Annotated in this window: 11 protein-coding genes; 1 reads left to right on the top strand and 10 read right to left on the bottom strand. The window is 64.1% G+C overall.

Features of this window, described 5'->3' with window-relative positions; translation table 11 throughout:
- Nucleotides 1-4: 4 nt before the first annotated feature.
- From mraY to dinB, 9 genes are all read right to left on the bottom strand, one after another.
- The gene (gene mraY / locus ADJ95_RS03540; protein ID WP_049332648.1) at nt 5-1,210 is read right to left on the bottom strand and encodes a phospho-N-acetylmuramoyl-pentapeptide-transferase; all 1,206 of its coding nucleotides are present in this window, start codon (nt 1,208-1,210) and stop codon (nt 5-7) included.
- A 6-nt stretch (nt 1,211-1,216) separates the two neighbouring features.
- Entirely contained in the window at nt 1,217-2,827 is a 1,611-nt protein-coding gene (locus tag ADJ95_RS03535) for a UDP-N-acetylmuramoyl-tripeptide--D-alanyl-D-alanine ligase (RefSeq protein WP_049332646.1), read from the bottom strand.
- Nucleotides 2,828-2,830: 3 nt separating this feature from the next.
- Nucleotides 2,831-4,579 (bottom strand): Mur ligase family protein, encoded by a 1,749-nt coding sequence (locus ADJ95_RS03530; protein ID WP_049332697.1) that lies wholly within the window; start codon nt 4,577-4,579, stop codon nt 2,831-2,833.
- Between the two features lie 142 nt (nt 4,580-4,721).
- Nucleotides 4,722-6,581, bottom strand: coding sequence for a peptidoglycan D,D-transpeptidase FtsI family protein (locus tag ADJ95_RS03525; RefSeq protein WP_049332644.1), 1,860 nt, complete (start codon nt 6,579-6,581; stop codon nt 4,722-4,724).
- 54 nt (nt 6,582-6,635) lie between these two features.
- Nucleotides 6,636-7,556, bottom strand: coding sequence for an amino acid ABC transporter ATPase (locus ADJ95_RS03520; RefSeq protein ID WP_239662768.1), 921 nt, complete (start codon nt 7,554-7,556; stop codon nt 6,636-6,638).
- 62 nt (nt 7,557-7,618) lie between these two features.
- The gene (gene rsmH, locus ADJ95_RS03515) at nt 7,619-8,677 is read right to left on the bottom strand and encodes a 16S rRNA (cytosine(1402)-N(4))-methyltransferase RsmH (protein ID WP_049332642.1); all 1,059 of its coding nucleotides are present in this window, start codon (nt 8,675-8,677) and stop codon (nt 7,619-7,621) included.
- Between the two features lie 163 nt (nt 8,678-8,840).
- A complete protein-coding gene (mraZ, locus tag ADJ95_RS03510) occupies nt 8,841-9,272 on the bottom strand; it encodes a division/cell wall cluster transcriptional repressor MraZ (RefSeq protein ID WP_049332640.1) in 432 nt (143 codons plus the stop codon).
- A 643-nt stretch (nt 9,273-9,915) separates the two neighbouring features.
- Entirely contained in the window at nt 9,916-10,317 is a 402-nt protein-coding gene (locus ADJ95_RS03505; RefSeq protein ID WP_049332637.1) for a DUF3040 domain-containing protein, read from the bottom strand.
- 266 nt (nt 10,318-10,583) lie between these two features.
- On the bottom strand, nt 10,584-11,972 hold the full coding sequence (gene dinB / locus ADJ95_RS03500; RefSeq protein ID WP_239662767.1) for a DNA polymerase IV: 1,389 nt from the start codon (nt 11,970-11,972) through the stop codon (nt 10,584-10,586).
- Between the two features lie 283 nt (nt 11,973-12,255).
- On the opposite strand from dinB, the gene ADJ95_RS03495 reads away from it, so the two are divergent.
- Nucleotides 12,256-13,338, top strand: coding sequence for a polyprenyl synthetase family protein (locus ADJ95_RS03495; RefSeq protein WP_414706034.1), 1,083 nt, complete (start codon nt 12,256-12,258; stop codon nt 13,336-13,338).
- Nucleotides 13,339-13,563: 225 nt separating this feature from the next.
- On the opposite strand, the gene ADJ95_RS03490 is transcribed toward ADJ95_RS03495, so the two are convergent.
- Nucleotides 13,564-13,932, bottom strand: coding sequence for an Rv2175c family DNA-binding protein (locus tag ADJ95_RS03490; RefSeq protein ID WP_049332634.1), 369 nt, complete (start codon nt 13,930-13,932; stop codon nt 13,564-13,566).
- Nucleotides 13,933-13,939 lie beyond the last annotated feature (7 nt).

Raw genomic sequence — 13,939 nt, 5'->3', positions numbered from 1 at the left:
GACATTAGTGAATCACTCCAGAAGTCTGAGAGAACCAGTCGCCGAAGAAGAGAGCCAGGGCCACCAGCACGCACAGGGCGTTGACAACCCAGAGGCGGAACACGGAGTTCACCTCGCCGCTGCTGACGGTGCCGGGCTCCAGGCCCTTCTTATCGATTGAGTACTTGCCGTTCAGACCGGTCTTCTCCATGTGGTGGTGGAAGGGGGTCATACGGAAGTAACGGTGCGCGTGCAGGGGCTTCTCCCCCGCCGCAACCGAGCGCTTGCGGCTGACCTTGAAGACAAACTTCTGAACGATTACGGAGAAGACCTCCAGCACCGGAATCAGCGCCATGACCAGCAGCAGGAGCTCGGTGCGGGTGAACAGGGCGAAGGCAACCATCGCACCGCCCAGGGCCAGGGAGCCGGAGTCGCCCATGAAGATCTGCGCCTTCGAGACGTTCCACCAGAGGAAGCCGGCCAGGGAACCGATCAAGGATGCGGCAATCAGCGCCAGTGAACCCGGGTCGCGCACGTCGTAGCAGGCGGTGCCGGCGCCCGCGGTGCAGGCGTGCACGTACTGCCAGATGCTGATGGTCAGGTAGCCCGAGAAGATCGTCATCATCACGCCACCGGCCAGGCCGTCCAGGCCGTCGGTGAAGTTCACGGCGTTCGTACCCGACAGGGAGATGAGGGTAATCCACACGGCCACCAGGATGGACCCAAACACCGCACCGGCGGCAAAGAGGTCAATCGGCAGGTCGCGCACGAAGGAAATCGCGGTGGATGCGGGGCGCGCGCCAGACTCGTTGGGGAACTGGAAAGCCAGGAAGGCGAAGGGAACGGTCACCGCGAGCAGGCCGATGGTCTTCTGACGCTCGGTCAGACCCTCGTTGCCCTTGTGCCGGAACTTCATGATGTCATCCGCAGCACCCACACCAAGCATGCCCAGGGTAAAGGCGATGGTCAGCCACGCGGTGGCGCTCGGCAGCGGCGAGGTACCGAAGAAGACGGCGCTAATGCCCATGGTCAGCAGGTACGCAAGAATCGCCGCCGGGATGAAAATCAGGCCTGCCATGGTGGGGGTGCCCGCCTTGTACTGGTGGGCGACGGGGCCCTCATCGCGAATCAGCTGACCGAGCTTGAGGGACTTCATCTTCTTGATGAACACCGGAAGCGCGGTCAGGGAGATAAGGAACCCGAGGATTCCTGCAATCAACACGGTAATCATGAAGCGTTACCCTTCGTTGGTGGTCTGTGCGGAGGTGCTGGACTCGGTACCGTCCAGGTGGGCGGCCAGGTGCTCGCTCAGGTCGGTAGCCTCAACAAAGTCGCCGGCGGAAAGCCAGGTCGGGGCCTCGTCCTCGGCGGAGCCGAAGCTCCCCTCGGCGAAGGCGAATTCGTCGCCCAGCAGGCCCAGCTTCGCGCCGTTCGAGGACTTGAAGAGTACGATATCGCCGGGATGCAGCTCGGCGCGCAGAATCTGGGCGGCCTCCTGCGGGGTCTGAACCCAGGTCGCCTCATTACCCCAGGAGCCTTCCAGGTGCGCGGCGTTATAGACGGGCTTAGCGATGTCACCGATCGCGATGAGCTTCGAAATGTTCATGCGCACCACGAGGCGGCCGAGGTGATCGTGTTCCTGAACGGACACATCGCCCAGCTCCAGCATGGCGCCCAGCACGGCCCAGGTGCGGTGCGGCTGACCGGTCGCCGGGTTCACGGTGCGGCCCAACTGTGCGAGGGTGCGCAACGCCGCCGCCATGGACTCGGGGTTAGCGTTGTAGGCATCGTTAATGACGGTCACGCCGTCGGCACGGTCGGTGCGGGCCATGCGCCACTTGGAGGCAGCCGCCGCGCCGTTGAGCGCGCGGGCAATCTTCTCGCCCGCAATACCGCTGTTGTAGGCGACAGCCGCAGCGGCCAGCAGGTTGTGCACGTGATGCTCACCGATTAGGCGGGAGGAAATCTCGTGCTCACTGCCGTCGGGCAGGCGCAGCGTGAACTCGGGGCAACCGGCATCGGTGGTGCGCAGGTTCAGCGCCGCCACGTAGCGCTCGTAGGGCTGGCCGTTTTCGTCGGTCTTCTCCCCCACGCCGAAGTAGGTGACGGGGGCGACCGAGCGGGAGGCCATGCGCAGCACGCGCGGGTCATCCGCGTTCAGGGAGAGGGAGCCGCCGGGCTGAACGCCCTCGGCCAGCTCACCCTTGGTGCGCTCGATATTGTCCACGCCGCCGAACTCGCCGGCGTGGGCGGTGCCGACCTTCAGGATTGCGCCGTGGTCGGGACGCGCAATATTCGCCAGGTATTCGATGTTGCCCACGTGGTCGGCACCCATCTCAATGACCAGGTAGCGGGTGGATTCGTCCGCGCGGAAAACCGTCAGAGGCACACCCACCTCGCTGTTGTAGGAACCCACCGGAGCGACCGTGGGGCCCTCGGGGGTGAAGATGGCGGCAAGCAGATCCTTCGTGGTGGTCTTACCGGCCGAACCGGTAATGCCGACGACCGTCAGCTCGCCCTGCGCGCGCATCTGCTCAATCGCGTAGCGGGCCAGGTCGCCCATGGCCAGCACCACGTCGGGAACGCGGATGCTCGGGTAGGGAACGCCCTGCTCGTCGACGACTTCGCGCTCGACCAGGGCAAGGGTTGCGCCCCTCTCGAACGCTGTGGGAACGAACTTGTGACCGTCCGTGACGGCGCCGGGCTTTGCCACGAACAGGGTGCCGGTCTCCACCTCGCGAGAGTCGGTGGTGGCGAAGGTCGCGTGCAGCTGCTCCTCACGGCCGTCCAGGCCGATTGCGGTGCCGCCGGTCGCCTCCAGAATCTGGGCGGCGCTGAGCTTAATCATTCTCTACCTACCTTCAGCGGTCTCGGTCGTCTCGGTGGCCTGCGCGGCCCCTGCGGTGTCAATCATGCGACGGTAATCGGGGAGCACCTCGAAGCCGTGGGCGTGCAACGCGCGAGCGGTCTCCACGCGGTCGTCCAGGGCGATGTCCACGCCGTCGACGTCTTGCTCGGTCTCGTGGCCGCGGCCGGCAATGAGAATCGCATCGTGCTCGGTGGCCAGGGCAATCGCCGTATCGATGGCCGCCGATCGCGGGGAAATGTTCAGGATCTGCTGGGCGCGACGGTTCTGCGCCTTCTGCGCGCCTTCCTCGACGGCGGCACGAATCGGGGCGGGCTCTTCACCGTGCGGATCGTCATCGGTCACGATGACGATATCGGCGTTCTGAGCGGCAATCGCGCCCATAATGGGGCGCTTGAGGTGGTCTCGTTCGCCGGTCGCGCCGAACACAATCATGACCTTGCCGTCGCCGGGGCGGTCCATAGCCTCCAGCGCGCGGGTCAGGCCGTCGGGGTTATGCGCGAAGTCCACGATGGCGTGCGGCGCCAGCGAAATCAGCTGCATGCGGCCGGGCACCACGGGGGTGAGCGCCGGACCGGAGGCCAGGGCCGGCAGCAACAGCTCGCGCTCGGCGGCATCGGTATCGAGGTACGCCATGAGGGCGGCCAGGGCCGCGTTCGAAACGTTGAAATCTGCGGGCAGGCCCGTGTAGCACTCAATGCTTTCGCTGGCGCCGTTCTCCAGGTAGAAGCGGTGGCCCAGACCCTCGCGCTGCACGCGGACCACGGCCCAATCGCGCTCGCCAAACTCGGCGGGGACCTCGGCGAGGCCGGCACCGCGGGCGGTCACCAGGCGGTGCACGTGCTCGGCCCCCATCCGCTCGGCGGCGGAGGCGTGCATCTTCTCGCCCCAGCTATCGTCCGCGGTAATTACGGCCAGCTCGGCGCGCTCGGGGGTGAACAGCTGCGCCTTCGACTCAAAGTAGTGTTCCATCGTGCCGTGCAGGTCCAGGTGATCCTGGGTCAGGTTCGTAAAACCGGCCACGGCGTACTTCACGCCGTCGACACGGTGGTAGTCAATCGCGTGGGAGGACACCTCCATCGCCGCGCACCGCAGGCCGTGCTCACCCATGATGGTCAGCAACGAATGCACGTGGGGCGACTCGGGGGTGGTCATCTTCGAGGGCACGGACACGCCGTCAATCAGAATCTGAATCGTGCCAATCAGGCCGGTCTTTACACCCAGACCGGTGCGGAAAATAGACTCCAGCATGTAGGTGGAGGTGGTCTTGCCATTCGTGCCGGTCACCGCGTAACGGTGAGTAGCGGGGAAGGATGCCGAACCGTAAATCTGCGCGGCCAGAGGGCCCACGTACTCACGCAGGTGCTCGGTCACCAGCAGCGGAACCGCGGCCTCACCCAGCAGCTCGGCACCGGCGGCATCGGTCAGAATCGCCGCGGCTCCCAGCTTCAGGGCGCCCTCGGCGAATTGCGCGCCGTGCACCTTCGCACCGGGCAGGGCCACGTACAGGTCTCCCGCGCAGACACCTCGCGAGTCCATGCTGATGCCGGTCACCTCAACGTCCTCAACAGCGCCGCTCTGCTGCGCGGCCGGACGCGAGCTCACCTCGGCACCGAGATCACGCAGGGTGTCGAGAAGGTGCCCCAGGCTCACGGGGCGCACAGATTTCGGGCGCAGAGTCTGGGCATCGCCGCCCAGCAGATTCGGGCCGGATGCGTGAGATGCGGTATCCATCATCCTTCTTTCCTCTCCGCGGATTGGGCGGGGAGCTCGCTATTGTGGTGCCTCGGGGCACACGGGGTCATTCAATATTCTACGGTCTTAATCTCTTGGCGGGTGTTCAGAATCTTGATTCACCCGCGCGAAGAGACGGTCTCTACCCGTTACTCTTACCGTCCGCGAAGATCGGAATCAACTCCGGTTCACCGGTAGAACGCGGCACATTATAGGTGTGCAGAGTCTTCTCCATAATCTTGGAGAACTCAGCCGTCGTACCGTTCGCACCCACGCTACCTTCAGGACGCTGCATGGTCACCGCCACCAAGAACTGCGGGTTCTCAATCGGCGCCACACCAATAAAGGACGTCGTGTTGCCGTCGTAGCCGCCCTTCTCACTCGGAGTTTCCGCAGTACCGGTCTTACCGCCCACGCGGTAGCCGGTCACCTTCGCCGGACGGGCGTGGCCTTGCTCCACCACATTCTCCATGAGAGTCAGGCAGGAAGCGGCAGTCTCCTCGCTGACCATGCGTTCGCCAGGCTCTACGGCACGCTTATGTTCGGTACCGTCGGCGTCAATGATCGCGTCCACAATGCGCGGCTTCAGACGAACGCCCTTATTGCCCAGCGCCTGGAAAATCATGGCGGTCTGCAGCGGAGTCTGCGCAACACCCTGACCGAACAGCACAGTGTACTGCTGACGGCCATCCCAATCACGCCAATCAGCGATTATACCCTGCTCCTCACCGGTCAGCTCAATGCCGGTAAACTCGCCGACGCCGTACTTCTTCAACCAGTTGTAGCGCTCTTCCTTGCTGAGCTTCTGACCGACCAGCACCGTACCGGTGTTCATCGAGTCATGAATAATGCCCGAGAAAGTACGCCGCTGCGCCCCGTGCTCAAACGCATCCTTGAAAGTCTGGCCGTCAATCGTGAGGGTCGCGGGCACGTCATACACGCTCGTCGGGGTGGTCAGGCCCTGCTCAATCAGCGCCGAAGCAGTTAGCATCTTCTCGGTCGAACCGGGCTCCACGCTCTGCGAAATAGCGCGCGGGGTCATGTCCGCCGCGTCCTCAATGGTTGCCGCGCCCGGGTCCATCGTGGAGGAATCAGCAAGAGCCAAAATGGAGCCGTCACGCACATCCATAACAATGGCGGTACACCATTCAGCTTTCAGCTCCTCGGCGCGGGCACGCACCACCTGCTGCGCAAAATACTGCACATCACGGTTAATGGTTAGGCGAATATTCTTACCGTCCACCGCCAGGCGCTGCTCTTCCTTCGCTACGGGGATACGCACGCCATCAGCGCTAATCTCGTAGGTGCGCTCACCGGGGGTACCGGCAAGCTCCTTCTCAAAGACACGCTCAATGCCCACGGAGTAGTTACGGGACACCGTACCGCCCGTACCGTTGCCGTCTGCCTCTTCAACAATGTTGTACTTACCGACCACGGAACCGCCCACACTACCGTTGGGGTACAGGCGCTGCGAGAAGGCCTCGCCGTAGATGAAGGGCGCGCCAAGGTCGTCAATCTTGTGGAAAATCTCGGGAGAAACGTCGGTCTTGATGACCGAGTACTTGGAGGTGCCGTCCAGCTTCGACTTGATGAATTCGTCGGTGATGCCCGGGTCCACGCTCTTGAGGATATCGGTCATCTCGTAGACCAGCTGGCTCGGGGTCACCTCAATCTTCTCGGTGCGGTCCTCGTTGTAGCGCTTAAAGGTGGCGACGGCCGTCTGGTCCGCGGTGAGGTTGTAGCGCTGCACCGAGCGGGCCATGACGTTGCCGTTAATATCGAGAATCTGCCCGCGCACTGCGGGAAGCACCTGCGAGCGCAGACGCTTCTGGCGCGAGGCGTTGGCAACCCCGCCGGGGTCGAAGCCCTGGCGCACGAAAAGGTTTACGCCGATGACGCCCAGGGCACCGGTGGCGGCCGCGCCGGCCAGGAAGCCTCGGCGGGTCAGGTCCGGCTTCCCGGATGCCGGTTCGTTCGCGTGATGGCGCGCGTCGAAGCTCATTCGGGGATATCCTTTCGCGGTTCTCGTGCTGTGTGGGGTGTCGGTTGGGGGCGGCTAGCGGGTGGCCTGGCCGTTCTGTGCGGTGCCGTTAGCGGCACCGTTGTTCGTGTTCGCGGCGTTATTGGCCGCGGCGGGGCTAGCCGTTGCGCTCGCCGAGGCGCTCGCGGCCGCGCTTGCATGACGTTGCTGGGTGGTCTTATCCGCATCCACCACGCTCTTGGCGTAGCTTTCCTCGGAGCCTGCGGCCGGGGGCGCAATCAGGTTTTGTTCCTTGGTTGCGGCCTTGCCGGTGGGGCTGGCCACGGGCGCGGGGGTTCCCTCAATCTTGGAGGTCTGCAGGTTCAGGGTGGCCTGCGAGGAGCTGGCGAACATGCCCAGGGCGCTCGCGCGCACCGCCAGGTCCTGGGGCGCTTCCTTGAAACCGATCTCCTGCTGCAGGGCCTGGTTCTCCTGCACGAGACGCTGTTCCTGCGCGCGCAGGTCCACCATGTCGTACTGTCGGGTCACGATTAGCACGTTGAGCAGCAGGATAAAAATCAGGGTCAGCGGGATAGCGGCAAAAACGGCCAGCATGGTCGGCGGGCTCAATCGGCGGGCGCGGCGGGTCACCGCGGACAGCGGCGTGCGTCGGGTGACGACCTCTTCCTCGCGCGGTTCCTCGGTTCGGGCCGCGGCACGCACCGGTCCGGGAACGTGGCCCGCGGTGCGCTTACCCCCGTGGGAGGCTGCGGTGCTTGCCGGGCGAACCACGGGCTGAGAAGCGGTAACCGGATCCACCCGCGCGCTACGGGTACGGCCGGAATGTACGCCCTTGGAGGTGCGGGTCACGCCCGCGCTGTGCGAGGCGTTCGAGGAGCCCAGGCTCGAGCTCAGAGCGCCGGATGCACCCGCCGAGGGGCGCGAAGAACCGGCGCGTCGAGTCCGCGGGGTACCCTGGGCGCGGGTGGGGCGCTGGGATGCGTGCTGGGTGCTCATTCGCTCTCTAATCTTCGTCTTAGGTGGTTACTAGCGTCTGTCGCCTGCGGGCGAGCAAATCGCTACTGGGCGGGGATTCGAATCTTCTCGGCTGCGCGCAGCTTGGCGCTGGCCGCGCGAGAGTTTTGCGCAATCTCTTCCTCGGTGGGCGGCTCCGCGCCGCGGGTAATAATCTTGATCGTGGGCTTGTGCTCCTCGAGTTCCACAGGGAATCCCTTCGGCGCCTTGGAGGTCGCCTCGGCTGTGAGAGCGCGCTTCACGATTTTGTCTTCCAGGCTGTGGTAGCTCATCGCAACGAATCGGCCGCCCAGGTTCAGCGCATCCAGGGCCGCGGGAACGGCCCGTTCGAGCGCCTCCAGCTCGTGGTTGACCTCGATGCGCAGCGCCTGGAAGGTGCGCTTGGCGGGGTGGCCGCCGGTACGCTGGGCCGCGACGGGAACCGCCTTCTGAATAATGCGCACGAGCTCGCCGGTAGTCTCCAGGGGCGCGTTGGCGCGGGCAGTGCAGATGGCGCGGGCGATGCGCGAGGCGAACTTCTCCTCGCCCCAATTGCGGATAATGCGGCGCAGCTGGTCCTCGCTGTACTCGTTGACCACGATGCGCGCGGTGAGCTCGTCCTCGGAGTTCATGCGCATGTCCAGGGGTGCGTCGTAGGAGTACGCGAAGCCACGGGCGCGTTCGTCCAGCTGCATGGAGGAGACGCCCAGGTCCAGCAGGACGCCGTCAATTCCCTGCACCCCGGCGGTTTCCATGGCGCGGTCGATTTCGTCGTAGACCGCGTGTACAGGCACAAAACGCTCGCCGAAGCGTGCCAGACGCTCCCCCGCGATGGAGTGGGCCTGCAGGTCCCGGTCGATACCGATGAGCACCAGGTTCTCGAACCGCTCCAGCAGCGCCTCGGAGTGGCCGCCCATGCCCAGGGTTCCGTCAATCACGTAGGCGGTTCCGCGTTCCTCCACGGCACGCTCAATGCCGGGTGCCAGCAGGTTGATGCAGCGGTCCAGCATGACGGGCACGTGGCGCTCGCTGGCGTCACGCTCGGAAAGATTGTCGATGGAGGCGCCGGTGACCTTCACCGAGGAGCCGGAGGTGCCGGCTTCGGGGGCGCGTTCTACGCTCATGGGTGCTCCTGTGTGAGGTAATCCTGCGTGGTGGTGAGTGGTGTGTCGATAAAGCGTGTGGGGGGCGCAGACCGCGCATCGGGTCCGCACCGATTTACCGCCCTGCAGGCTCGGCGTTCCTGTCGACTCCGTGTCTCTGCCGATTCGACGAGCCGTCGAGTCGTTAGAGCAGGGGGCTGAAGGGGTCTTCGTCCAGGGCCGCAAACTCGGCCTCCGTGCGGGCCAGGTACTCCTCCCAGGCGGAGGCGTCCCAGATTTCCGCGCGGGTTCCGGACCCGATGACCACAAGCTGGTCGCCAAGCCCGGCGTACTGCCGAAGAATCGGAGGGATGGTGATGCGCCCCTGTTTATCGGGTAGCTCATCCGAGGCTCCCGAGAGGAATACTCGCAGGAAGTCGCGGGCGGCTCGCCCCGGCAGGGGTGCGCTGCGCATCCGCTCGTGGATGCGCTCGAATTCCGCGGAGGGGAAAACGTACAGGCATCGTTCCTGACCGCGGGTCAGAACGAGGCCTGCTGAGAGTTCCTCACGGAATTTGGCGGGGAGGATGATGCGCCCTTTGGCGTCCATCCGTGGCGAATAGGTTCCCAGGAACATTCGCGTCACCTCCCCCGTGTGTGCCTGATGCTGAGCCTGTCGTGCGCCCTCGCCTCACGTCCCTTCCGATGGCGCTTGCGGAGCGAGCGGAAGAATACGACGTGCGCCCTGCACCACAGCGGAAACGGGTGCGGAGCACGGCTGAGGGAGGGGGCTTCAGCCTTCTCCTCCACTTTACCCCACTTTCCACCACCTCCCCCACCTCGAGGAAGGTCTTTTAGGGTTTTTATTCCTTCTTTTGCATTTTTTATCTCAACGCACAGCTTCTACACAGGTTAGAGCCGTTTAGCGGCAGAACTTAGATACACAGTAGCGGAGTGGCGCGAGGCACACACAAAAGGAGTTAGCTCCTATTCCGGGCGGGCTATATATGCCTTCACCCGGGGCAACCAGCTTGCCGTACGCAGAAGGATTGAAAGCGAAGCCCACAAGCCCCCCCCCGAGCAAGAAAGGGCCGCTCTGGAAAGGCACCGGGCACGAAAAAGCGGAGGCGAGACATACGTCTCGCCTCCGCTTGGGAAAGTCATTATGAGTTCCGGCTTGCACCCTTCAACTCGGCATCCTTAGCCAGGTATTTTCACCTCGGTATTTTCACCCCGGTATCTTCGGTCCGAAACCTGCTGTCCCGGGCCATCAGCGGGTTTTAGTTCTGACCGTTGTTGCGCTCGTCCCAGCGCTCCTCCAGGCGGTTCATGAAGGCCGAGCGCTCCTTCTGCTCGCGGGAGCGGGCGCGGGCGGCACCGCCGGCTTTGCCTCCCAGGAAGGAATCCACGGGGGTCTTCTTGCTGGTGCTGGCGAAGTACACGCCGAAGGCTGCAAAGAGGAAGCCGAGCACGCCCAGCCAAATGAGGTGAGAGGCGACGGCACCAATGATAATGCCCAGACCGATTAGCACGCAGAGAATTCCGAGCGCCAACTGTCGAGCACTAAATACGGGAGCAGTATTGCCGGTGGAGGACATGGACGAGGCAAAGTTCGGATCCTCATTGCTCATGAGTTCTTCGAGCTGCTCAAGAACTTTCTGTTCACGCTCGGACAGTGCCATCGTGTTCTCCTTTGTCTTTCTGACAACGCGTTCGCGCCGGTATCCACAGCGGGTTGAAACGCATCCCGTGGCGCGCACGCACTCTTTGGTTCCATCCTACCGCGCAAGGCGCGAGCAACGCACTATTTTTAGCCTCTCAGCTACTTATTTTACGAACCATTTTGGGGCTATTTCGACACGTGGATGCGACGGGGCCGGGGAACCCACCAGCCGCCCGTTTCTTTCAGCCTTCGCCGCTGCGATGGTCCACCGATTCTCCTGTCCCTCTATCCGTTACGAGCCTCTTCCGCGGAGCCCGCCTCGGCCCCTCCCGAACGGTCGTCGGTCTTCCGGACGGGTAGCGCAACCCCCGAGGCCGGCTTGATGCTCTCGGCCGAGTACTTCCGCTGAATCGCGTCCATGACGTGCTCAACCTCGGACCAGCGACCGGCCTTCACGAGCACCGCCTCGGTAGCCTCCGGCGCGAGCTTCGACGATCGAGAGTTCAGATCCCCGAGGTTCACCGCGCCTCCGCTCCCCCGATTCCTCGACCCCCGCCCGGCGGGCTTGTACTCGATGGATTCGAAGAGAGCCTGCTGCACCCCGTCCTCGGCGCGAGCCAGTTTCTCAGCCCGCACGCCAATCAGGCGGATGGGTCGCGGTGCCTCGTCCCCGGTCAGGATTCCGTCGGCCCGCAGCGCCTCCAGCGCCAGCTCGGCGATGCGCATCCCCGAATCCAGGGGCGAGCTGAGGGGCACGGATCGAGTGTGGGTCTCGAAACCCGCATAGCGAATTTTCAGGCTCAGCCGCCCCGCGAGGCGACCGGATTCGCGCAGACGCCGCCCGAGCTTGAGACTCAGCTCGCGCACAACCCCGCTGATGGCGGCGGCATCGACGGTATCTTCGGAGAAGGTATGCTCGCCACCCATGCTCTTCTCATCGCGTTCGGTCAGGACGGGCCGGTCATCAATACCCCTCGCAACAGTCCAGAGGTATTCCCCGTGGGAGGTACCGAAACGGTCCCGAAGCCACTCGATGCTCATGGACCGCAATTGCGCAATGGTCTGGATTCCGTAGCCGGCCAAAAGCTTTGTGCTTTTCGAGCCCACGCCCCACAGCGCCGAGACCGGGCGCGGGTCGAGGAATTCCTGCACGCGGCCGGGCGGCACGACCCATAGGCCGTTGGGCTTACTGCCGGTCGAGGCCATCTTGGCCAGCAGTTTATTGGGAGCCACCCCCGCCGAGGAAGGCAGGGAGAGTTCCCCTGCGATGCGCTCACGCGCCCGCTGCGCCAATTGCACGGGGTCCTGCCCGTGCCGGTAGGCGCCCGTAAGATCCACGAAGGCCTCGTCCACGCTCACCTGCTCTACCAGCGGGCTAAGGTCACGCAGAATACCCATGACGGCTCGGGAATAGTACCGGTAATCCGCGCGCAGGGGAAGGACCGTAGCGTGCGGAACCTCGGAGAGGGCACAGCTGAGAGGCATGCCCGAATGAACCCCGTGGGCGCGCGCCTCATAGGAGGCCGAGCATACCACTGAGCGAGGGCCCGTCGGCGCAACGATAATGGGCTTACCCCGAAGCGAGGGGTTCTCGAGGAGTTCGACGTTGACAAAGAAGGCATCCATATCGAGATGCATAATGACGCGCGCATTATCGCGGCCCAGCTTACTCACCCCTCAACCTCCCTTCGACAGCTTTCACCACACCCCAAATATAGCACACGTCTACGAATTAAGCTCCTAAATATTAGTAAACATATTCGTAAATACCCCGTGTGACGCGTTTCTCCACTAAGCTAGAGGGGTGCACACCGCACCCATGCCCATCGTCCCCACGTACACCGAGGATAGTATGACGACCCCTTCCCCCGCCGGAGGCTCCGCAGAGCTGCCCGCAGGCATCGCCGAGGCTCTCGAAAATGAGCAGAGCGCCTACCTGAACGCCTTCAATACCCTGATGGCCGAGTTCTTTGCCGCGCAGCGCGAACTATTGGAGGGCATCTCCCCCGAGACCCTCCCCCTGCTGGAGGCCATCGAATCCCTTTCTACCGGCGGCAAGCGTCTGCGTGCCCTGCTGAGCTATTGGGGTTGGCGCGGGGCGGGAGGCGCACCCGTGACCGAGAACCGCGGCACCTGGTCCATCGTGAAGGCCGGCATGGCGGTGGAGCTATTCCAGACCTCCGCGCTCATTCACGACGACATCATCGACCGCTCCGACACCCGCCGCGGCGCCCCCTCCGTGCACAAGCGTTTCGAGGCCGCGCACGAGCAGAATAACTGGCGCGGCGACGCCTTCAACTACGGTCTGACCGGCGGCATCCTGGCCGGCGACCTGACCCTCGCCTGGTCGGCGGAGGTCTTTGCGTCCCTGGGCGAGGGCGCACTATACGGTTCCCCGGCGCGCACCATTTTTGACCGTATGCGTTCTGAGGTTCTGGCCGGGCAGTACCTGGACGTCTACTCCGAGGTGCTCGACACCGAAGATGCCAGCTCGGCCCTGCAGCGAGCGCTCAACGTGATTCGCTTCAAGTCCGCCAAGTACTCGTGCGAGCACCCCTTCACGCTCGGTGGGGCCCTGGCCCTGCAGGCGCGGGCTTTGGAGAGCGGGGCCAGCGCAATCAGCGAGGAGCATCCGGTGCTGGCAGGCTACCGGGCCTTCGGTCTGCCGCTCGGTGAGGGCTTCCAGCTGCGCGACGACGAGCTGGGCGTTTTCGGTCGTCCCGAGGTGACCGGCAAGCCCGCCGGTGACGACCTGCGCGAGGGTAAGCGCACCGTCCTGGTGGCGCTGACCTCCGCGGCCCTCAGCGAGCAGGAGGCAGCGCTCCTGCACGACAGCCTGGGCAACCCCAACCTGAGCGATGAGCAGGTGGAGCGCATCCGTGAGCTCATGGTGTCCTCGGGTGCTTTCGCTGAGCACGAGCGGCTGATTGAGCAGAAGTCCCATGCGGTCTTTGAGGCTCTGGATACGCTGGAGCTCGACGAGCTCGTGCGCGCGGCGCTGAGCGATATCGTGGACCGCGCGCTACGTCGCAAGTCCTAAATGGGCGTGTTTTCAGCCCGCGGGGCCTTCACCGCGGGGCGTGAAAAAGACGTAGGAATAGCGGCGAGGCGCAGCGAAGAGACCGTTAAACGACAGCGGATGGGGTAGCGTTCACGCTACCCCATCCGCTGTTTTATCAGTTGAGTTCCCGCCGTGCGAAGAGCACCCGGGCCGGAGTGTTTACCGGCCCCCTGCGCCTCCGCGTTGCGGCGCTACCCTCCGGTGCTACCAGGCCAGGGCCTGGGCGCGGCGACGAATCTCGGTCTTGCGGCCGTCAATCAGTGCGTCGATCGGGCGGCCGGGCAGGGATTCGTCCTCGGTGTACAGCCAGACGATGGCTTCCTCATCGCTGAAGCCGGAGTCCTTCAGCACCACGAGGGTGCCCTTGAGGGATTCCAGCACGCGCGAACCGTTCAGGAACAGCGCGGGAACCTTGCGCACGTTGGTTTCGGGGTCGCGCAGGGCGATGAGCGTACCGTCAGAAATCAGGTTGTGCACGCGGGTCACCTTCAGATCGAGGGCCTGCGCAATATCGGGAATAGTGACCCAATCGCCGACGAGGGCGAAGGTCTGAGCAATGTTTTCGTTAGTCACCTTTTAA

Source organism: Rothia mucilaginosa, from assembly GCF_001061665.1.
GTDB lineage: Bacteria > Actinomycetota > Actinomycetes > Actinomycetales > Micrococcaceae > Rothia > Rothia mucilaginosa_A.
The sequence above is the reverse complement of the archived record's forward strand: the minus strand, read 5'-3'. Positions and strand labels throughout refer to the sequence as shown.